The following is a 20,304-nucleotide window of genomic DNA, read 5'->3' on the forward strand; positions in this document are numbered from 1 at the left end:
CAAGAATGCCCACCGAGCGACCTAGCTCGATGCGAAACGACACACGATCAAGGATAACCTTGCGCTGCGTCCCAGTCCAAAAGGACTTGCTGACGTTCTCAAACTCTAACATTTACCTATCCGGCCCGCTCAGCCGCTCAATCTACACACACCTCTACATAAGGTGTTATTCTACGAATTCTATTTGCCAAATTTGTCCACAGTATGTCACATTTCTTTCAATTGTTTCAATGCCTGCACGCATTCATGCCCCAATTGAAGGGGAATTTAGACAAATTATTCCAACTCCCAATGACATAAGTCGCGTTTTGGTTGGTTTTTACACTTGTGAGCGACGGGAATGAGTACCACCTTGAAAACTTATGCCAAAAACCCTCCACGACCTTATCCACAGCATCGGCACCTGCCGAATTTGTGAACAGCGATTTGCGCTTACACAAACCGGGCACCAGCCACGGCCTGTCATCTGGGCATCTGCGGACACGCCTAATCCACGCATACTCATCGTAGGCCAAGCGCCCGGCGCGCGCGTGCAAGAAAGTGGCCGACCTTTTACCGACCCATCAGGTAATCGTTTGCGCGATTGGCTCGGGATTGATGAAGCGACCTTCTACGATAAATCCAAGATCGCAATTGCCCCCATGGCCTTCTGTTTTCCGGGGTACAACACCAAAGGCGCTGATTTACCGCCGCCGGCGATCTGTGCCAAAACGTGGCGCAAACCCTTGATGGACGCGTTGGATCCGGTTCCATTGACGCTTTTGATTGGGGGCTTTGCGATGAAGTGGCACTTGGGCGGTATACGGAAAGTCACAGAGACGGTCTTGGATTGGAAAGCACACGCGCCACAGGTTTTTCCCTTGCCGCACCCGTCGTGGCGCAATACCGCATGGCTAAAGAAAAATCCGTGGTTTGAGGCTGATGTGCTACCAGTCTTACGCGCACGGATCCAAGAGGTGCTGACATGAGTGACCAAACTCCGCTTGATATTGCCCAAGCTGCGATGGAGGCCGCGCCGAGTGATGATGCCGCGCGTTTGAAGTTTTACGAACGTCTTTCTGATAGCGAATTATTCTTGTTATTAACCAAAGAGGCCGAAGGTGATCAGATCAATCCTGAGATTTTTGATCTAGGCGATGCAAGTTTCGTTCTGGTGTTTGATCGCGAGGAACGCCTCACCCAATTCGTGGGCAAAGCAGCGCCCTATGCAGCACTTTCCGGCCGTGTGATCGCGAATATGCTCGTGGGGCAGGGTTTTGGTCTTGGCGTGAACCTCGAAGTCGCGCCCTCCCAAATGCTGGTCCCACCAGAGGCGGTGAGTTGGCTGACAGAGACCCTCGCGCATGCACCCGATGAGGTCGAAGCGCGCGCCGAAGAGCTATATGCACCCAAAGGACTGCCCGAAGAACTGCTAACGTCGCTAGATGCCAAACTGGCCACAACTGCTGGCCTTGCGCAGAACGCATACCTTGTTGCGGTGCGCTACGAGGGCGGCGCGACGGGTCACATGCTGGGCTTTGTTGGCACGGTTGTTGGCGCAGAAAATGCGCTTGCGAAAGCCGCTGGTGAAGCATTGACCTTCTCAGGAATTGAGGCTGGCAGTATCGACGTTGGCTTCTTCTTAACAACTGATCCGATGGCTGCCGCAATGTCCAAAGTCGGCCTGAGGTTCGAATTGCCCAAACTCGAAACCCGTGAAAAAATCGTCCGCGCCGCACCGGGTTCTGATCCAGAAAAACCGCCGAAACTGCGTTAATACCCGACGCTGCGATCAACCAGATGCAAGAATGGCTCGCCGGCTTCACCACGCCTGATATTTTCCGCGACGCATTGGCTTGCAGTCCATGGACGTGTTTCAGAGGCGACATGCGGAGTTACTGTAACATTCGGATGGGTCCAAAACGGATGATTTTTGGGCAAGGGTTCCACGCGAAAAACATCCAACGTTGCGTGGCCAACCTGCCCGCTGTTCAAGGCTTCTAAAAGCGCGTCATCGTCGATCAAGGGACCGCGCCCAGGGTTCACAATCATCGCGCCCTTTGCAAGCCAAGCCAGACTCTCAACATTCAGCACATTCTCTGTCGCGGCAGTGTTGGGCAACAACAATACAACGATCTCTGCACCGCTCAACGCGACCTTCAATCCAGCGTCGCCACTATGACAGGTCACACCTTCAACTGTCTTTTGACTGCGGCTCCATCCCGTAACAGGAAAACCCAAAGCGGCCAAAGTCTGTGCGCAAACGGACCCTAGCTCGCCCAATCCTAAAACCGTCACAGGACGTTGCTGCGCCAAGGGCGGCGCTTTTGGTTCCCACAGATTTTCAGGATTGTTGATATGCGCGTCCATGCCAAGATGATGACGCATCACATGGCCGCTCACCCATTCTTTCATGCCCTGCGTCATGCCATGATCGACCATGCGCGCAAGTGGGACCTTCAAGGATTGGTTTGGCGCGACACTTTCCACGCCTGCCCAAAGGTTTAAAACCGCCTTCAGTTTGGGGAATACCGAGAAATCCTGCACGTCTGAATTGGGCGCATAGACTATATATTCGACCTCTTGTGTGGGTAGGTCACAGGCGACATGACACTCTAGACCAGCTTCCAAAAACGCTTTTTTCAAGGGTGCTTCATACTCGATCCCGCGATTTGCTTTGGCGGCAAATAGAACTTGAACAACCATCAACGTGGCCGATGCACATGGGCGCTTTGGACAAGGCCAAAACCGAGAAGAAGAATAAGCATGGCAGAGCCTCCATAGCTCACAAGAGGAAGGGGAACACCAACGACGGGCGCAAGGCCCATAACCATCGACATGTTCACTGCGAAGAATAGGAAAAATGTAGCTGCAATACCAAGCGTCACAAGCGACGCAAATCTGTTCTTATTGTTCAACGCGGAGACAACACAGAATATAATGATCAGCGTGTAAAGCAGCAGAAGCGAGAACGCTCCAATAAAGCCGAATTCTTCCGCAAGCGTCGTAAAGATAAAGTCGGTGTGTTTTTCTGGCAGAAAGTTCAGTCGCGATTGCGTGCCTTGCATAAAGCCACGCCCTGTCCAACCGCCCGAGCCAAGCGCAATTTTACTTTGGGTAATATGATACCCCGCTCCGAGCGGGTCACTGGCTGGATCCAGAAATGTATCAATCCGGCGAAACTGGTAGTTCTTCAATAACTGCCAATCTGTTCCACGGCTTTGAAAAACGGCCGCAATCAAGCCGACGCCAGTGGTAATGACTGCTGCGAAATAGGCCCAATGTACGCCCGCGATGAAAATCAACATACCTCCGCCAAACAACAGCAAAAGCGAGGTTCCAAGATCGGGTTGGCGCAAAACCAGCATTGTCGGAAGCAGGATCATGAGCACAGGGATTGCCACCCAAAGCGGTCTTGATGTGCGCGCCAAAGGCAGCCAGTCATAATAGGCCGCAAGCAACATAACCAACGCGATCTTCATCAGTTCGGAGGGCTGCAGGCGCATAAAGCCAAGGTCAATCCACCGCTGCGCACCCATCCCGACAGAGCCGAAAAATTCAACATATAAAAGCAAGACTATCGACGTGGCGTAGGCAACACCCGCAACGTTGCGCCAGAACCAAATCGGCACCATTGCGACGATGATCATCAACGTCATGCCAAGCAAGAAGCGTTTGATTTGTGGCTCAGCCCAAGGCGTAAAAGATCCCCCCGCAACTGAATACAGCATCAAAAACCCGATACCGGCGACGGTGGTAAGAAGGACAATGAGCGCCCAGTTCAAATGCCAGACTTTGCTGACTCCAGAGGGAATGGATTTGACGGTATATTCTAGATAACTCATGCGCGCCCTTGCCCGTCATCATCGTCTGTTGGGCGCATTTCACGCAGGCGTTTTTGAAGTGCGCGAATACGGCCACGATCCTTGTTGGGATAGGCGGCCAATGGTGGGTCTTCACCGTAGAGCGCTTGTAGCGTGACATCGCGCGCGATAGGCGCCGCTGCTGTCGATCCCCCGCCGCCATGTTCAACGATGACAGACACAGCGATCTCAGGATTATCATAGGGCGCGAAGTTTACAAACAGCGCGTGGTCACGCCGTTTCCAAGGCAAGTCTTCATTTCGCGTCACACCGCGTGCGCGTTCGGCCGCTGAAATGTTGCGAACCTGTGACGTGCCCGTTTTGCCCGCCATACGAAACGCGTTTTCAATGATGCGACTGCCATAGGCGGTGCCACGGCGGCTGTTTGAAACCTCAAACATTGCCTTACGGATTTTGCGCAAATTATTTTCGTTGATGCCCAGATCCTCACCCAAACCCGTTGGCTGCGCGATCCCATCAATCGTATTCACAAGGCGTGGGGAAATTGCGCGCCCTGTCGCAAGGCGCGCTGTCATAACGGCCAGTTGCAGGGGCGAGGAAAGAACAAAACCCTGACCAATCGAGGCGTTAACAGTATCGCCAATCACCCATTCTTTACCACGCACGCGCTGCTTCCACTCTTTGGTGGGCGCAAGACCTGAGACCACTGCCGACATCGGGATATCATGCTTTTCACCCATCCCGAGCTTACGTGCCATCGCCGAAATATTCTCAATCCCGACTTTCAGCGCGAGATCATAATAATAAACATCACAGCTTTCGCGCAGGGATAATTCTAGGTTCATGTGACCGTGACCTGCACGCTTCCAACAGTGGAATTTGCGATCGCTCACTTCTAGGTGTCCGGGGCAGTGAACGGTGTCTTCGGCGGTGATCACACCCGCCTCTAGGGCCGCAAGCGCGGTCACCATTTTGAAAGTCGATCCGGGGGGGTAGGCGTCTTGGACGGTCTTGGACGCCAATGGACGGCGATCATTGTCACGTAAAAACGAATAATCAGCGACCGAAATACCGCGCACGAATTTGTTAGGATCATACGTTGGCGAAGACGCAATCGCGAGCAAATCACCACGCTTAAGATCCATGACAACAACGGATGCACTTTCTTCGCCAAGACGCGATTGCACATAGCTTTGCAGCTTTGCGTCAACTGTCAGCTGCACGTTTGCACCTGAATTGCCTTCGCGGCGATCCAATTCGCGCATGACCCGCCCCACGGCGTTCACTTCGACCCGTTTCGCACCTGCTTTGCCGCGCAATTGATCTTCGTATTTTGCTTCGACGCCAACCTTGCCAATTTGAAAGCGCGGAATGCGCAGCAACTGGTCGGGGTCTTCTATACGCTCCAGATCGCGCTGACTAACCGGACCGACATAGCCTGCGACATGCGCGAAATCTTGCCCCAAAGGATAGCGCCGCGACAGGCCAACCTCTGGTGTGACCCCGGGAAGCGCCGGGGCGTTCGCCGCAACACGTGACAATTCTTCCCATGTAATTCGATCTGCGATGGTGACGGGCAAGAACGGTGCGCTGCGTTTCATTTCGCTCAAAGCACGGTTTAGTTCATCGTCATCCAGCTCGACCAAAGTCGATAAACGCCCAATGATAGTGTTCACGTCGCCCGCATCTTCGCGCACCATCGTGATACGATAGCTTGGTTCGTTCTCAGCAATCACAGCGCCGTTGCGATCAAAAAGCTGTCCACGTGCTGGGGGAATAAGACGGATGTTTATGCGATTTTCGTCCGCCAAAAGACGGAACTCGTCAGCCTGATCGACCTGCATGTAGCGCATTCGCGCGCCCAAAACGCCAACAAATCCCACTTGCACGGCAGCAACAATCAAGCCCCTGCGCGTAATCTTAAGGGCGCTTTCTGTGGTCTCTGTCGCTGTGCGTCTCATAATCTGTGGCCCAATGTGTCAACTTCTCCTGGCGCTGCTCTGCGTACGTTGAAAACAACATACGAAATCAGAACGACCATTGGATATAAGGCTATGGTCATTGTCAGCTGAATCAAGACCAAACCCAGTGCAGGGGCAGGAATAAAGAAAACGGCCAGCAAAAGTCGTTCAAGTATGACGACTGAAATCATTGCCCCAGCAACTGTGACCCATTCTAGGAAATAGGGCATATCACGGTTCGCAATCGCTCGTGAACGCAATGTCTCTGATGCGATCAAGACCAAGACTGCAAGCAATCCAGGGGGACGCTGGAACAAAAGATCAGCCAGTAAAACGACGCCGGCAACGCACAATGTGGGAACATATTCAGGACGGCGCATGGCCCATGCAAACGTCAACGCGATGATCAGATCAGGGGCCGCCCATCGTGTTGGTGTCGTCGCAAGCGGCAGCAAGTATAGGAAAATGATCAAGAACGAGACCGATAAATAGAGGCTGCGCATCACCCAAATGCGGGCTGGACGTTGCTCAGCCATCGCTGGCCTCACTGGTCTGCTCAGGCGTTTGGGTTGGTGCCGCTTCGGGGTTTGAGGGCAATTGCACCGGACGGATCAAGCGGCCTGTATCCTCAATTCGCTCTGCCCCATAATTACGCAGGACCCGCAAAAATTCGAGACGCTCATAATCCGCAGACAAACGCACGCGCAAACGGCCACCAGGGTCTTTGGCAACTTGTCCAATCACAAGACCTGCAGGAAAGACACCACCATCACCAGATGAAACGACACGATCACCGGGGCGCACTAGGTCAGTGTTCTCCAAGAAATCGATAGGGGGCGAGCGCGTGTTGTCGCCCACGACAATCGCGTTCTGTCCAGAGGGTTGAATGAGCGCAGGAATGCGGCTCGTCGTGTCGGTCAATAAAATCACGCGGGATGCATTTTCGCCCACACCGGAAATACGTCCAACCAGACCAAGCCCGTCCATTGTAGCCCAACCATCCAAAACACCATCGCGCCGCCCTACGTTTAGCAAAACAGATTGGCGAAACGGCGATCCGCTGTCAGCCATGACAACACCCGTCACATGTGTCAGTCGCGGATCAAGACGCACAGAGTTCAAATCTAGCAAACGCGCGTTCTCTTGTTCCAGTTGAAGGGCCGCTTCTTTCCAACTCTTCATCTGCTGAAGTTCGCGGCGAAGTTCCTGATTTTGTTCGTATATTCTTTGATAACTCTGAAAGTCGCGCACCAAATTCACGGTCGCTGTGACAGGGATCATCGCCCAGTCAAAGTTAGGGACAACGCGGTCAATTACGGCCAGTCGAAAGCGTTCAACCCTTGGGCTATCGATGCGCCACACTAGAAAAATCGCGAAAAGGCACAGCAAGACAGTGCCCAAAAGCAAACGCTTGAGGGGGGTTGTAAAATCTTCGCTTTGGGCGCGGTCTTTGGCCAATGCGTTCTCCGCTGGAGGGGCTTGTTTCGCCTCTGCGTCACACGATGCCGAATTTAGCTGTCGTAATCAATCGCGTGACGTAGCTGTTTTTCATATTCCAGCGCTTTACCCGTTCCAAGCGCCACACAATTCAGGCTTTCATCCGCAATCGAAACGGCAAGACCAGTCTGTTCACGCAGCGCCAGATCCAGGTCACCCAAAAGGGCACCACCACCCGTAAGCATCACGCCGCGATCAACGATATCAGCCGCGAGGTCGGGCGGTGTTGCTTCAAGCGCTGTCATAACCGCTTCGCAAATCTGCTGAACAGGTTCTGCAAGGGCTTCGGCGATCTGGGCTTGGGAAATTTCAGTTTCTTTTGGAACGCCATTTAGCAAATCGCGTCCGCGAATTTGCATCGATGCACCACGACCATCGTCAGGCATGCGCGCCGTACCGATGGATGTTTTGATCCGCTCTGCTGTTGATTCACCCACCAGCAGGTTATGCTGTCGGCGCAAATAGCTGATGATCGCTTCGTCCATACGGTCACCACCCACGCGCACAGAGCGCGCATAGACGATGTCCCCAAGCGACAGAACCGCAACTTCCGTGGTACCACCGCCGATATCAACAACCATGTTACCAGTTGGATCTGTGATCGGCATGCCCGCACCAATCGCGGCAGCAATCGGTTCTGCAATCAGACCGGCGCGACGTGCGCCAGCGGAAAGAACAGATTGACGAATAGCGCGCTTTTCAACGGGCGTTGCACCATGGGGGACACACACGATGATCTTCGGTTTTGAAAAAGTTGAGCGTTTGTGAACCTTGCGAATAAAATGTTTGATCATTTCCTCAGCCGTATCAAAGTCAGCAATCACGCCTTCTCGCATCGGGCGGATCGCCTCAATGGAACCGGGTGTACGACCCAGCATCAGCTTGGCGTCTTCGCCAACAGCTAGAACTTTCTTAACGCCGTCCTTGATGTGATACGCGACTACGGATGGCTCGGACAGCACAACGCCTTTGCCTTTGACATAAATCAGCGTGTTCGCTGTGCCCAAATCAATCGCCATGTCTGACGTGAAGAGGCCGGAAATTTTGTCCCAAAATGCCATGCTTTGTAGTCCTGTTCGCAATAATTTTCGCGCCCGCGACTCTGATGAGGCGAACCTGACGCCCTTATAGGCCCTTTTACGGTAGGGAAAAGGGGGTTCAAGGGGCCAATAGGCCAGAAACCGCCCTTAGTTTCAGGGCGCTTTCGATGTGATTTTTCTCAATTAGGAGACATCTTTGTAGTTCACGCCCTTAGTGTCGTAGCCAACTTGGTTTCCCTCGCGACGTACTAGCAACCGGTTCAATGCGCTTACGTAGGCTTTGGCAGAGGCCACAACCGTGTCCGTGTCGGCAGATTGGCCCGTCACGATCCGACCTTCTTCTTCCAAACGCACAGACACTGTCGCTTGCGCGTCCGTGCCCTCAGTCACCGCGTTCACCTGATAAAGTTGCAAGCGCGCGTCATGCGCAAACAGCTCTTTCACGGCATTGAACGTTGCATCGACTGGGCCGTCGCCAATCGCGGTCGTAGATACGTTTTTGCCATCAATCGTCAACGTCAATGCCGCTTCTTGCGGGCCGTCGGTTCCACACACGACGCGAAGGGCTTTTACTTTCACGCGTTGAATTTCTGGATCAGTCGTTGTGCGCATCAACGCAACGAGATCGTCGTCAAAGATTTCCTTCTTGCGATCAGCCAATTCCTTGAACCGCACGAACACGTCTTTCAACTGGTTATCACCCAATTCAAAGCCCAAGTTCTCCAACTTGGAACGCAACGCCGCGCGACCAGAGTGTTTGCCCATGACAATGTTCGTCTCAGTCAAACCCACATCTTCGGGGCGCATGATCTCAAACGTCTCAGCGTTCTTCAACATTCCGTCTTGGTGTATACCGCTTTCATGCGCAAAGGCGTTCTTGCCAACAATCGCCTTGTTGAACTGAACCGCAAAACCCGACACAGCCGCGACACGACGCGAGATATTCATGATCTTCGTTGTGTCGATACCAGTGGAATAGGGCATAATATCGCCGCGCACTTTCAGCGCCATCACGACCTCTTCAAGCGCTGTGTTGCCTGCTCGTTCGCCCAAACCGTTGATCGTACATTCGATCTGACGCGCACCGCCCTCGACTGCGGCCAAAGAGTTCGCAGTCGCCATGCCAAGGTCATTATGACAATGCGTTGCAAAGATAATCTCATCCGCACCCGGCACTTTTTTGATCAACATGCGGATCAATTCCGCGCTCTCGACAGGGGCGGTGTAGCCGACTGTGTCGGGAATGTTGATCGTCGTCGCACCCGCTTTAATCGCGATTTCAACGGTGCGGCACAGATAATCTTCTTCCGTGCGTGTCGCATCCATCGGCGACCATTGCACGTTATCACACAGGTTGCGCGCGTGTGTGACTGTGTCGTGAATACGCACAGCCATTTCGTCCATAGTGAGGTTTGGAATAGCGCGGTGCAGCTCTGACGTTCCGATAAACGTGTGAATGCGCGGCTGACGTGCGTGCTTCACGGCGTCCCAGCAGCGATCTATGTCGCCAAAGTTAGCGCGCGCAAGACCACAAATCACAGAGTTACGTGAATTTTTGGAAATCTCGCTAACCGCGCGGAAATCGCCCTCAGAGGCAATCGGAAAACCCGCCTCAATAATGTCGACGCCCATATCGTCAAGCAAACCCGCGATTTCAAGCTTTTCTTCGTGTGACATGGTCGCGCCGGGGCTTTGTTCGCCGTCGCGCAATGTGGTGTCAAAAATAACGACGCGTTCTTTTTGTGTGTTGGTCATAGTCTGTCTCATTTTAATGTAACCCGCCGTAGCTGGGTCAGAACCGGAATTTCATGGTGAAGCGGCGCGATCTTTTCATCCTCTGAGCGTTCGCGCCGACCGGCACGCTCAGAGGCAGACTAGGAGCGCTAGGCCAAGCATAGACGCAGCGCGGGCGCGCTGTGCATCAATCTGCGTATGGCCACTCATATTCATGAGAATCGTTATAACGCGATTCCGGTTAAGGAAAACCCCTTTTTGGATTGACCCGTGTGATGTGTGCCTTAGGTGGGGCGTATGGAATGGAAAAATGCATTGATAATAGGGGCCTCCGGCGGGATCGGATCGGCCTTGAGTAAGGCTTTGAAAACGCGCGGCGTCGCTGTGACGGGCCTGTCGCGCAGCGCTGACGGTTTGGATGTGACGGACGAGGCCTCGGTTGAACGCGTACTCGGCGGTCTGAGCCAACGCTTTGATTTGATCATTATCGCGACGGGCGCGTTAGAAGTGAACGGTGCAGAGCCTGAGAAATCATTCAAACAAATCAGCTCAGCCGCGATGATGAACCAATTCGCTGTGAACGCGATTGGCCCTGCATTAATCCTGCGCCACGTGTCGCGCCTTTCGCGCCGTGATGGCCCTACACATGTTGCCGTGTTGTCTGCGCGCGTTGGATCAATCACGGACAATCGTCTTGGCGGCTGGCATTCGTATCGCGCCGCAAAAGCAGCGGTGAACCAGATCGTGCGGGGGGCCGCGATTGAATTGGCACGCAGCCACAAAAACCTGACATGCGTCGCGCTGCATCCCGGTACAGTGCAAACGCTGTTCACGGAAAAATACGTGGACAGGCATCCCGCCGTTCCCGCGTCTGAAGCTGCTGAAAACCTGCTAAATGTGCTGAATAATCTGGCTCCAGAACACACAGGCCAGTTTTATGATTGGTCAGGAGCAACGGTTCCATGGTGAAACTTGTCCTAATCCTTGGCGATCAGCTTAGCCTGAATGTCGCCGCCTTGCGCGCGGCGGATAAATCAAACGACATCGTGGTCATGGCGGAAGTCAATTCAGAGGCCACATATGTCAAACACCACCCCAAGAAGATTGCCTTTCTTTTCTCTGCGATGCGCAAATTCGTTGATCAGTTAACGTCTGAAGGCTGGAACGTCCGTTATACGAAACTTGACGATCCAGAGAATGCAGGCAGCATTGCCGCCGAATTGCTGCGCCGTGCACAAGAAACGGGTGCGCAAGAAGTCATCGCGACGCGTGCTGGCGAGTGGCGTTTGATCGAAGCGATGGAACAAACTCCGCTGACGATGACCATACTTGAGGATGATCGCTTCCTCACGTCCCACGCAGAATTTGAGACTTGGGCAGAGGGGCGCAAAGCCCTGCGCATGGAGTATTTCTATCGTGAGATCCGTCGCAAAACAGGATTGCTGATGGAGGGGGATAAACCTGCGGGCGGTCAATGGAATTTCGATCACGACAACCGCAAAGCCGCGCCCGACCAGATCAGCTATTCTGGCCCATCAACGTTTGAACCTGACGCGATCACCAAAGATGTCCTCACGCTAGTTGAAACCCAGTTTCCCGATCATTTCGGCAGCTTGGACACGTTCAACTTCGCAACCACCCGCGACGAGGCCCTGAGCGCATTGGAACACTTCATGACCCATGCGCTGCCGCGCTTCGGTGATTTCCAAGACGCGATGCTCTCAGAGAGTAAATTCCTCTATCACGCGCTGATCTCACCCTACCTGAATGCTGGCCTGCTCGCCCCGCTCGAAATTTGCCAAGCGGCTGAGAACGCCTACAAAGACGGCCATGCGCCGATCAACGCCGTTGAAGGGTTCATCCGCCAGATTATTGGCTGGCGCGAATACGTGCGCGGTATCTATTTTCTTGAAGGCCCCGATTACACGACCCGCAACGCGCTTGATCACAAACGCGATCTTCCTGCGCTATATTGGGGCGAAAAAACCAAAATGCGCTGCTTGTCTAAAGCGGTGGAACAAACCCGCGACGAAGCTTACGCGCACCACATTCAACGCCTCATGGTCACGGGTAACTTCGCGTTGCTTGCAGGCATTGATCCAGAACAAGTGCATGAATGGTACCTAGAGGTCTACATTGACGCCTACGAATGGGTAGAGGCTCCAAATACCATCGGGATGAGCCAGTTCGCGGACGGCGGGATCATCGCGTCCAAGCCCTATGTGTCTAGTGGGGCCTACATCAATCGCATGTCGGACTATTGCAAGAAATGTCACTACGCAGTGAAAGATAAGACAGGCGATACAGCGTGTCCGTTCAACGTGCTTTACTGGGATTTCTTGATCCGCCATCGCGACCGATTTTCCAAGAATGCGCGCATGGGAAACATGTATCGTACGTGGGAACGCATGGACGAAACACATCGCGAAACGGTCCTTAAGGACGCCGCAATTTTTCTAGAAAAATTGGATGCAGGCGATGTGGTCTAATTGTCCGCTTGGACGGGTGCGGTTTGAACTGGTGCAACTTGGCCGGGCGTGACTTGGACTGGCTCGACAAGCGCGCCATTTGCCCAAATGCCAGACACGACGTTGCCATCGGCGTATTGAATTTCACCTTGGCCTTCGCGTGTTCCATTTGCGAATGTACCTGTATAAACGTCGCCGCTGGCGTAGCGCGCAACGCCTTGTCCTGTCATAGCACCATCAACCCAAGCGCCCTCATATGAAAATCCATCCGCCATGCGGAACACACCACGCCCTTGGCGTCGCCCATTCACAAATCGGCCCTCATAGATAGACCCGTCTGGGAAGCTAGCGGTGCCTTCCCCTTGGATTTGGTTGTCAATCCATGCGCCCTCATAGCGATATCCGTCGGGTCGGATCAGCGTGCCCTTGCCACTATGTTTGGCGTCTTTGAACTGGCCTTCATAAATCGTGCCGTTGGCGTAAACCGCGCGACCCAAGCCCTCGATTACGTTGGCGACCCATTGGCCTTCATAGCTCGCGCCGCCCGGATACGCTATCTTGCCTTTACCTTGTGCCAGACCGTTTTTCATTTGGCCCTCATAGATTGATCCATCCGGATAATTCACGCGACCTACGCCGTCGATCAACCCTTTTTGCCATTCACCTGTATAGGAATACCCGTCTGTCGCTGTGAAGACACCAACGCCGTGGCGTAGATCATCAAGGAATTGGCCCTCGTAAATATCGCCGTTCTGATAGGTTACTTTACCTTGGCCCTCACGACGTCCCGCAACCAACTCGCCCTCATACAGGTCGCCGTTGGGCTGGATCACTTTACCAAGTCCGCTCAGCTGTCCGCCGCGCCACGGCCCATCTAAAATCATCCCATCGCTCAGTGTAAAAATGCCGACGCCTTCGCGCTTTCCGTCCTGCACCTGCCCTTGGTATTCAGACCCGTCAGGGTACACGATCGTTGCAGCACCCTCTTTGATGCCGTTCACCCAGTCACCATTGTAAGTGTATCCGTCTGCGCGCGTGAGCAGTCCCTTGCCGTGTTGTTTGCCGCCACGAAAGCTACCCTCGTAACGACTGCCATCTGCACTCAAAGAAATACCCGTGCCTTGGGGAACGCCGTCTGTCCAAGACCCCTCATAGGTGCTGGCGTCGCTATACGTGATCCGACCGATTCCGTCAGGTTTGCCCTTGGCGAACGCACCTTCATACATTGCCCCGTCGGGAAAACGAGCCGTGCCTTGGCCTAGGATTTCCCCCAAGACCCAATCGCCAACATATTCGTAGCCATTGGGCAATCGATATGCACCCAGACCATGCTGCACGCCGTCCTTGAATGTCCCCTCATAGACGCCGCCATCATCATATTGTTTGGTCTGCACACCCGTTGTTTGCGCCGCCAGCGCGAGCGGAGAGAGAGCCAAGGCAAAGCCGGCAACAAAAGCAAGAGAGGCGAGGCGCATGAAGGACGTCCGATACTTAGGATTAAATTTTGTGGAAGCCTAGTTTATGCCCTCCGTAAGAACAATGGGTTTTCGCCTAAGGTTACGACCCGCCTCTTTCCCTTATGCGATAGGGGGGATACATCTTGGCCAACCCCTCTTGTCGGAGCTTGATTATGACCGCCACATCCCCCCTCGATCGGTTTCGCATTACGCTGGGCCAGCTGAACCCAACCGTGGGCGATATCGCTGGAAATGCTGCCAAAGCCCGCGCTGCATGGGATGCTGGTGTTGCGGCAGGCGCGGATCTGGTGGCACTGCCTGAAATGTTCATCCTTGGTTACAACACCCAAGATTTGGTGATGAAGCCCGCTGTCCAAGCGGCCTGCCTGATGGCCATCCAAGCCCTCGCGATAGACTGCGCAGACGGCCCAGCACTCGCAATTGGGGGCCCAGTGGTCGAAGATGGCAAGCTCTACAACGCTTACTTCATCTGTCGCGGGGGCAAAATCGTCAGCAAGGCGCTCAAGCACAATCTCCCCAATGAAGATGTGTTCGACGAGGTCCGCATTTTTGATAGCGGTCCTCTTGGGGGGCCTTATTCTATCGGTAACGCCCGCATCGGTAGCCCGATTTGCGAAGATGCGTGGCACGAAGACGTGTCGGAAACGTTAGAGGAAACAGGCGCTGAATTCCTGCTCGTCCCTAATGGATCACCCTACTACCGCGGCAAATTCGACGTGCGCATGAACCAGATGGTCAGCCGCGTGATTGAAACGGGACTACCACTGATCTATCTCAATATGGTTGGCGGACAGGACGATCAGGTCTTCGATGGCGGTTCTTTCGCGCTCAATCCCGGCGGGAAACTTGCGATGCAGATGCCCGTGTTTGATGAACAAATCACCCAAGTCGATCTGACCCGCACACAGGATGGCTGGTGCGTTGACGAGGGTGCAAAAGCGATCATTCCCGGTCAGTTCGAACAGGATTACCGCGTCTGTGTACAGGCCCTGCGCGACTACATGGGCAAGACGGGTTTCAAGAAGGTCCTGCTGGGCATGTCAGGCGGAATCGACTCTGCCCTCGTCGCAACCATCGCAGTCGATGCGCTGGGCGGCGAAAACGTGCGCTGCGTGATGCTGCCGTCTGAATATACATCCCAAGTTTCGCTCGATGACGCCAAGGATTGCGCGACGCGCATTGGCGCTGAATACAATTTCGTTCCCATCAAAGAAGGGCGCGACGCGATTACCAACACACTTGGCCCCCTGTTCGAAGGGCTAGAGGCGGACGTGACAGAGGAAAACATCCAATCCCGCCTGCGCGGTCTGCTCTTGATGGCGATGAGTAATAAGTTCGGCTCTATGTTGCTGACCACAGGCAACAAATCCGAGGTCGCTGTGGGCTACGCTACGATCTACGGCGATATGTCGGGCGGCTATAATCCGATCAAAGATATGTACAAAGTGCGCGTGTTCGAGGTCTGTCGCTGGCGGAATGAAAACCATTTTGATTGGATGATGGGCCCCGCAGGTGAAGTCATTCCGCCCTCGATCATCGACAAACCCCCGTCCGCCGAATTGCGTCCCGATCAAAAAGACAGCGACAGCCTGCCGGACTATCCGATCCTTGATGGTATCTTGGAAATGCTGGTCGACGATGATGCATCCGTCGCCGATTGCGTGGCCGCTGGCTATGATCGCGCGGTTGTCAAAAAGATCGAACACCTGCTCTATATTTCGGAATACAAACGCTACCAATCCGCCCCCGGCACACGCCTATCGCGCCGCGCGTTCTGGCTGGATCGCCGCTATCCGATTGTGAACAGATGGCGCGACGATAGTTAAATTCACGCACAAGAGAGAACCAAACCTATGACCGCTTATGACCCCGAAAATGAAGGCGCGAAGATGTCTTTTGCCAAGGACATTAGCTACATCGACTACCTCTCGCTTGACCCGATATTGGGGTCGCAAAACCTACAATCCACCGCGCATGATGAAATGCTCTTCATCATCCAACATCAAACGTCCGAGCTTTGGATGCGTTTGACGCTGCACGAACTCTCGACTGCGCGCGATAAATTGGAACAAGGCGACTACCCAGCGGTCTTCAAAATGCTCACACGCGTTGCGCGGATATTTGAGCAACTCAACAACGCGTGGGATGTGTTGCGCACGATGACGCCCAGTGAATACACCAACTTTCGTGATGATCTGGGCGCGTCTTCGGGCTTTCAATCCCACCAGTACCGTCTGATCGAATTCATCCTCGGAAACCGCAATCGTTCGATGATGAAGGTTCATGAACACCGAACCGAACTGCACCACATGCTGGGCCAAGAATTGACCAAGAAATCGCTTTATCATGTGGCGTTGGATTGCCTTGGCAAAGAGCTTGGCGAAACCTTTCCGCCTGAGGCATATGTGCTGGACCAACCCCATCAAGCCTGCACGCAAGTAATGGACGCTTGGACCACCGTTTACCGCGATCCGAATGCACATTGGTCGCTGTACGAGCTGGCCGAAAAGCTGGTCGATCTAGAAGATTACTTCCGCCGTTGGCGTTTCAATCATGTAACAACAGTTGAGCGCATCATCGGGTTCAAGCGCGGTACGGGTGGCACGTCAGGCGTCAAATATCTGCGCAAAATGCTTGAGGTCGAGCTGTTCCCAGAACTTTGGAACATGCGCGGCCAGCTTTGATGGCCGACGCAGTTTTTTCAGATTTGAATGTTAAAGCGCCCTAAAAATCAAACAGCTCTTCCAAGAAACCACCACGTTTCTTACGTTTTTCCCCATGATACTCTTGCTCTTCATAGCCACGCGTTTGTTGCGGTGGCGGGGAAGGCCGCGCAGAAGAAGCACTGCGCTCAGAAATAATCAGGGTTGGCCCGTCAACAGGGTACTGCAGTAAAACCCTGTCAAAATGTGTACCCATCGGAAAAGATTGAGAATGAAGATTTCAATTGCTTTCAAGCGCGCCTGAAGCCTAAAACTCAAATCGAATAGTTATGAGAACTCGATAGCTTTAAGAGGAATCGCATATTAACTTATTTGCGAATTTTGCATCGGCATCGGCATCGGCGACATCTGTGTCGGCACGATCGTCATCATGCCGCGTTGATAGGTCTGCGGGTGCCCGATTGAAGCACTCACTATAGCTGAAACTTAGTTTGCGACCCAAAGGATCAGTGTTGAAAAAATATCGAAATGTCTGGGCACTATATTGCCCAGACATTCGTTTTTGATAGGCTTACTTCGCCAAAACCGCGTCAATATCGGCCGCTGAGTGGCGGTTGGGAAGTTGCTCGTTCTCGGCACCCCGCGCAACGTTCACAATGCGTCCACGAATGACGGCAGGACGCTGGGCAATCTGCTTGGTCCAGCGCTGTAAATTCTTGTAGCTCTCAACATCCAAGAATTCGCCCGCTTCATAGGCTTTGCCCTGCGCAAGGCGACCATACCACGGCCAAATCGCCATATCCGCGATAGAATATTCCCCACCTGCGAAATACTCATTGTCCGCTAGGTGACGATCCAGAACATCCATCTGACGCTTCACTTCCATCGCGAAACGGTTGATCGGGTATTCCATTTTGAACGGCGCGTAGTGATAGAAATGGCCGAAACCACCGCCAAGATAAGGCGCGCTGCCCATTTGCCAGAACAACCAGTTAAAGCACTCAGCCCGCGCATGTGCTGGGATAAACGCATCAAACTTCTCTGCCAAATGCATCATGATTGACGCACTTTCAAACAGACGCACAGGGGTGTCGCCTGAGTAGTCCATCAACGCAGGAATCTTGGAATTCGGGTTCGCATCAACAAAGCCTGATCCAAACTGATCGCCATCGCCAATCTTGATCATCCACGCGTCGTATTCGGCACCTTTGTGACCTGCGGCAAGGAGTTCTTCTAAAAGAACCGTGACCTTCACACCGTTCGGTGTGCCCATGGAATGCAGCTGCAAAGGATGCGCGCCGCGTGGCAATTCCTTGTCATGTGTTGCACCCGCGATGGGACGGTTGATGCTGGCGAACGTGCCGCCGCTCTCTTGCTCCCATTTCCAAACTTTCGGGGGCATGTATTCTGTTGTATCGCTCATGGGATTAGCTTTCTGATTTAGAGAACATGTCTTTGTAGTCGTCGCGCAGTGCGTTCTTTTGCACTTTCCCCATTGTGTTGCGGGGCAGAGCAGCAAGGATAATGATCTTGCGCGGATGTTTAAAGCGGGCAAGGGCTGTGGCGCACGCATTCGTGATCTGTTCGAGGTCAGGACCAGCACCATCAGGCACAACAACCGCCACAGGGCTTTCCCCGAAATCAGGATGCGGCACGCCGATGACTGCGCTTTCTTTCACACCAGGTTGATCATCAATGACTATCTCGATCTCTTTGGGATAAATGTTGTAGCCGCCCGAAATAATCAAATCTTTGCCACGTCCAACGATCTGCACATATCCATCGCTGTCGATCTGACCCAAGTCACCCGTGATGAAAAAACCATCCTCGCGCAGTTCTTCGCGGGTCTTTGCAGGCATCTGCCAATAGCCTTTAAACACGTTCGGTCCACGTACTTCGATCACGCCAATCTCGCCTTGGGGCAATGCTGTGCCTGTCTCTGGGTTGGTCACTTTCAACTCAACGCCGGGCAGGGGAAACCCAACCGTTCCCGCTTTGCGCGTTCCCTCATAAGGGTTCGAGGTGTTCATATTCGTTTCGGTCATCCCGTAGCGTTCCAGAATGTGCTGACCCGTGCGGGCCTCAAACAATTCGTGTGTTTCGGCCAGCAAAGGCGCGGACCCAGAGATGAACAAACGCATATGTGCCGCGGCCTCGCGCGTAAAACCCTCGTGATCAAGCAGGCGTGTATAGAACGTCGGAACCCCCATCATGGTCGTCGCGCGCGGCATGTGTTCCAGCATCGCATCCGCAGAAAATGCGCGCATAAAGATCATTGCACCACCAGACAAAAGCATCACATTGCTCGCCACGAACAAGCCATGTGTGTGGAAGATCGGCAGCGCATGTAGCAAGACATCCTCAGACGTGAACGCCCAGTACTCTTTCAATACCTCAGAGTTCGACAGCAGGTTGTCCTGCGTCAGCATCGCGCCCTTTGAACGCCCTGTGGTGCCAGATGTATAAAGAAACGCGGCCAGATCATCGCCGCTGCGATCAACCGTGTGGGTCGTTTCGGGCTGGGCAGTCGCAGCCTCAATTAAGGACCCAGACCCTTGCGCACTCAAAGTCACCAATTGCGCACCTGTGCGCGCCGTGATCTCTGAAATTCCATCCTCTTTCGCAGGATCGCACACCACCAGCTTTGCGCCGCTGTTGTCGATGAAATAATCCAATTCAACGGGCGTGTAGGCCATATTCAATGGTAGAAAAATCACGCCCTTCTGCACGCAAGCGGCATAGACAGCCAACGCCTCTGGCGACTTTTCCACTTGCAAGGCCAAGCGATCCCCTGCGACCAATCCCATCGCGTCCAACACGCCACCAATCTGTGCGGCTTTGCGCAAGAACGCGTCGTGGGTTAGCGTGGTACCATCCAACAAATGTAGAAACGGCGTCGCTTTGCCCAAGTGGGGCGCAAACAGAGCATCGTATAGTGGATTGGTCATATAGCCTCGCTTAGGATCTTTCAGGTAGGTCGACGTCAAACTGCCTTCTGCGCCCTATACACACAATCCCCAAAGCCAATTTCTTAACGTTAGCGTCGTAAGTGCCAATCTTAGCGCTTAGGTTTTTCACTGATCCACAGGTTGATCACACCCTCAACAACCGCTGTGCCGTCCGTGCGGCGTGCGACAACTTTTATAGGCAGATCGCCCACAACCCAATCTGCAGGATCGCTGATTGCTTCGCACACCAGATCGGTGTCGGCCTTTGCAGGGTAGGACAGCTCCATCCCCTTCGGGATCCAACGTAGATGTTTCGGGATCGTCGCCTCGGCCAGAAATCCCATGGCCATTTCCAACCCATTGACCACCGCAATCACATGCACTGTCCCGATATGGTTCTGCACCGCGCGACGTTTTTTCAAGAATATCTCGCAATGCCCCGCTTCCAGCTTTTGCACCAAGGGCTTGATCGTGCGAAAATAGGGGGCTTTGCGCGCCGCATAGATTGAAAAAATCTGACGCCCGAATGGCAACTTCAACGTCTTTTCATAACTGCGCAGAATGTAGGGTTTGCTCATCGGGGGCCTCGTGGGTTACGTTTTCATCAGGTTAGGGCAACCAGACAGCCCCCGCATCCATGACGCAGCGAAAGGAACATGAGATCGCAGAAAATAAACTCAAGCGACTGCCATTGATCCACGCGACTTCATTG

The 20,304-nt window shown here is 53.6% G+C and carries 18 protein-coding genes and 1 pseudogene; 6 read left to right on the forward strand and 13 right to left on the reverse strand.

Features of this window, described 5'->3' with window-relative positions:
- Positions 1-112 (reverse strand): annotated as a pseudogene (locus QZ279_RS14020) (ABC transporter); the annotation flags it as partial.
- Between the two features lie 250 nt (positions 113-362).
- Between QZ279_RS14020 and QZ279_RS14025 the strand changes: the two are divergent.
- Together QZ279_RS14025 and QZ279_RS14030 are read left to right on the forward strand one after the other, a co-directional pair.
- Positions 363-968, forward strand: a complete 606-nt coding sequence (locus tag QZ279_RS14025) for a uracil-DNA glycosylase family protein (protein WP_293451949.1) — start codon at positions 363-365, stop codon at positions 966-968.
- The gene (locus QZ279_RS14030) at positions 965-1,756 is read left to right on the forward strand and encodes an SseB family protein (protein WP_293451951.1); all 792 of its coding nucleotides are present in this window, start codon (positions 965-967) and stop codon (positions 1,754-1,756) included. The genes QZ279_RS14025 and QZ279_RS14030 overlap by 4 nt, the downstream gene beginning before the upstream one ends.
- On the opposite strand, the gene QZ279_RS15800 is transcribed toward QZ279_RS14030, so the two are convergent.
- The 8 genes from QZ279_RS15800 to QZ279_RS14065 form a co-directional block, all read right to left on the reverse strand.
- Positions 1,753-2,295: an NAD(P)-dependent oxidoreductase gene (locus QZ279_RS15800; RefSeq protein WP_366513979.1), complete on the reverse strand. Its 543-nt coding sequence runs from the start codon at positions 2,293-2,295 to the stop codon at positions 1,753-1,755. The genes QZ279_RS14030 and QZ279_RS15800 overlap by 4 nt on opposite strands.
- The gene (locus QZ279_RS15805; protein WP_366513981.1) at positions 2,274-2,354 is read right to left on the reverse strand and encodes a hypothetical protein; all 81 of its coding nucleotides are present in this window, start codon (positions 2,352-2,354) and stop codon (positions 2,274-2,276) included. The genes QZ279_RS15800 and QZ279_RS15805 overlap by 22 nt, the downstream gene beginning before the upstream one ends.
- A 330-nt stretch (positions 2,355-2,684) precedes the next feature.
- The gene (gene rodA, locus QZ279_RS14040; protein WP_293451955.1) at positions 2,685-3,824 is read right to left on the reverse strand and encodes a rod shape-determining protein RodA; all 1,140 of its coding nucleotides are present in this window, start codon (positions 3,822-3,824) and stop codon (positions 2,685-2,687) included.
- Complete coding sequence (gene mrdA, locus QZ279_RS14045) at positions 3,821-5,764, reverse strand: penicillin-binding protein 2 (protein WP_293451957.1); 1,944 nt, start codon at positions 5,762-5,764, stop codon at positions 3,821-3,823. Before mrdA ends, rodA begins: the two co-directional genes overlap by 4 nt.
- Entirely contained in the window at positions 5,761-6,300 is a 540-nt protein-coding gene (locus tag QZ279_RS14050; RefSeq protein WP_293451959.1) for a rod shape-determining protein MreD, read from the reverse strand. Before QZ279_RS14050 ends, mrdA begins: the two co-directional genes overlap by 4 nt.
- On the reverse strand, positions 6,293-7,222 hold the full coding sequence (gene mreC, locus QZ279_RS14055; RefSeq protein WP_293451961.1) for a rod shape-determining protein MreC: 930 nt from the start codon (positions 7,220-7,222) through the stop codon (positions 6,293-6,295). The genes QZ279_RS14050 and mreC overlap by 8 nt, the downstream gene beginning before the upstream one ends.
- 53 nt (positions 7,223-7,275) lie before the next feature.
- Positions 7,276-8,322 carry a rod shape-determining protein gene (locus QZ279_RS14060; protein ID WP_293451963.1) on the reverse strand — a complete coding sequence of 349 codons (1,047 nt, stop codon included), beginning with the start codon at positions 8,320-8,322 and terminating at the stop codon, positions 7,276-7,278.
- Positions 8,323-8,484: 162 nt separating this feature from the next.
- Positions 8,485-10,056: a 2-isopropylmalate synthase gene (locus tag QZ279_RS14065; RefSeq protein WP_293451965.1), complete on the reverse strand. Its 1,572-nt coding sequence runs from the start codon at positions 10,054-10,056 to the stop codon at positions 8,485-8,487.
- A 276-nt stretch (positions 10,057-10,332) separates the two neighbouring features.
- Here QZ279_RS14065 and QZ279_RS14070 point away from each other — a divergent pair, with 276 nt between their 5' ends.
- Together QZ279_RS14070 and QZ279_RS14075 are read left to right on the forward strand one after the other, a co-directional pair.
- The gene (locus tag QZ279_RS14070) at positions 10,333-11,004 is read left to right on the forward strand and encodes an SDR family NAD(P)-dependent oxidoreductase (RefSeq protein WP_293451967.1); all 672 of its coding nucleotides are present in this window, start codon (positions 10,333-10,335) and stop codon (positions 11,002-11,004) included.
- The gene (locus tag QZ279_RS14075) at positions 10,998-12,524 is read left to right on the forward strand and encodes a cryptochrome/photolyase family protein (protein WP_293451969.1); all 1,527 of its coding nucleotides are present in this window, start codon (positions 10,998-11,000) and stop codon (positions 12,522-12,524) included. Before QZ279_RS14070 ends, QZ279_RS14075 begins: the two co-directional genes overlap by 7 nt.
- Here the strand turns inward: QZ279_RS14075 and QZ279_RS14080 are convergent.
- Positions 12,521-13,978, reverse strand: coding sequence for a 2-isopropylmalate synthase (locus QZ279_RS14080; protein ID WP_293451971.1), 1,458 nt, complete (start codon positions 13,976-13,978; stop codon positions 12,521-12,523). The two genes, QZ279_RS14075 and QZ279_RS14080, sit on opposite strands and share 4 nt — an antisense overlap.
- Positions 13,979-14,133: 155 nt before the next feature.
- On the opposite strand from QZ279_RS14080, the gene QZ279_RS14085 reads away from it, so the two are divergent.
- On the forward strand, positions 14,134-15,807 hold the full coding sequence (locus QZ279_RS14085) for an NAD+ synthase (protein ID WP_293451973.1): 1,674 nt from the start codon (positions 14,134-14,136) through the stop codon (positions 15,805-15,807).
- Between the two features lie 27 nt (positions 15,808-15,834).
- Positions 15,835-16,665 (forward strand): tryptophan 2,3-dioxygenase family protein, encoded by an 831-nt coding sequence (locus QZ279_RS14090; protein WP_293451975.1) that lies wholly within the window; start codon positions 15,835-15,837, stop codon positions 16,663-16,665.
- 550 nt (positions 16,666-17,215) lie between these two features.
- On the opposite strand, the gene yghU is transcribed toward QZ279_RS14090, so the two are convergent.
- The 3 genes from yghU to QZ279_RS14105 all read right to left on the reverse strand — a co-directional run bounded on the left by yghU (position 17,216) and on the right by QZ279_RS14105 (position 20,170).
- Complete coding sequence (gene yghU / locus QZ279_RS14095) at positions 17,216-18,067, reverse strand: glutathione-dependent disulfide-bond oxidoreductase (RefSeq protein WP_293451977.1); 852 nt, start codon at positions 18,065-18,067, stop codon at positions 17,216-17,218.
- A gap of 4 nt (positions 18,068-18,071) precedes the next feature.
- Positions 18,072-19,592 (reverse strand): malonyl-CoA synthase, encoded by a 1,521-nt coding sequence (locus QZ279_RS14100; RefSeq protein ID WP_293451979.1) that lies wholly within the window; start codon positions 19,590-19,592, stop codon positions 18,072-18,074.
- Between the two features lie 110 nt (positions 19,593-19,702).
- Complete coding sequence (locus QZ279_RS14105; RefSeq protein ID WP_293451981.1) at positions 19,703-20,170, reverse strand: hotdog fold domain-containing protein; 468 nt, start codon at positions 20,168-20,170, stop codon at positions 19,703-19,705.
- Positions 20,171-20,304: the final 134 nt, after the last annotated feature.

This window comes from Planktotalea sp., assembly GCF_018607965.1.
Lineage (GTDB): Bacteria > Pseudomonadota > Alphaproteobacteria > Rhodobacterales > Rhodobacteraceae > Planktotalea.

Bases quoted from the DNA above. Each gene is read 5' to 3' on its own strand.
- QZ279_RS14025 (WP_293451949.1), top strand. From the start codon at position 363: ATGCCAAAAACCCTCCACGACCTTATCCACAGCATCGGCACCTGCCGA.
- QZ279_RS14030 (WP_293451951.1), top strand. From the start codon at position 965: ATGAGTGACCAAACTCCGCTTGATATTGCCCAAGCTGCGATGGAGGCC.
- rodA (WP_293451955.1), bottom strand. From the start codon at position 3,824: ATGAGTTATCTAGAATATACCGTCAAATCCATTCCCTCTGGAGTCAGC.
- mrdA (WP_293451957.1), bottom strand. From the start codon at position 5,764: ATGAGACGCACAGCGACAGAGACCACAGAAAGCGCCCTTAAGATTACG.
- QZ279_RS14050 (WP_293451959.1), bottom strand. From the start codon at position 6,300: ATGGCTGAGCAACGTCCAGCCCGCATTTGGGTGATGCGCAGCCTCTAT.
- QZ279_RS14060 (WP_293451963.1), bottom strand. From the start codon at position 8,322: ATGGCATTTTGGGACAAAATTTCCGGCCTCTTCACGTCAGACATGGCG.
- QZ279_RS14065 (WP_293451965.1), bottom strand. From the start codon at position 10,056: ATGACCAACACACAAAAAGAACGCGTCGTTATTTTTGACACCACATTG.
- QZ279_RS14070 (WP_293451967.1), top strand. From the start codon at position 10,333: ATGGAATGGAAAAATGCATTGATAATAGGGGCCTCCGGCGGGATCGGA.
- QZ279_RS14075 (WP_293451969.1), top strand. From the start codon at position 10,998: ATGGTGAAACTTGTCCTAATCCTTGGCGATCAGCTTAGCCTGAATGTC.
- QZ279_RS14080 (WP_293451971.1), bottom strand. From the start codon at position 13,978: ATGCGCCTCGCCTCTCTTGCTTTTGTTGCCGGCTTTGCCTTGGCTCTC.
- QZ279_RS14085 (WP_293451973.1), top strand. From the start codon at position 14,134: ATGACCGCCACATCCCCCCTCGATCGGTTTCGCATTACGCTGGGCCAG.
- QZ279_RS14090 (WP_293451975.1), top strand. From the start codon at position 15,835: ATGACCGCTTATGACCCCGAAAATGAAGGCGCGAAGATGTCTTTTGCC.
- yghU (WP_293451977.1), bottom strand. From the start codon at position 18,067: ATGAGCGATACAACAGAATACATGCCCCCGAAAGTTTGGAAATGGGAG.
- QZ279_RS14100 (WP_293451979.1), bottom strand. From the start codon at position 19,592: ATGACCAATCCACTATACGATGCTCTGTTTGCGCCCCACTTGGGCAAA.
- QZ279_RS14105 (WP_293451981.1), bottom strand. From the start codon at position 20,170: ATGAGCAAACCCTACATTCTGCGCAGTTATGAAAAGACGTTGAAGTTG.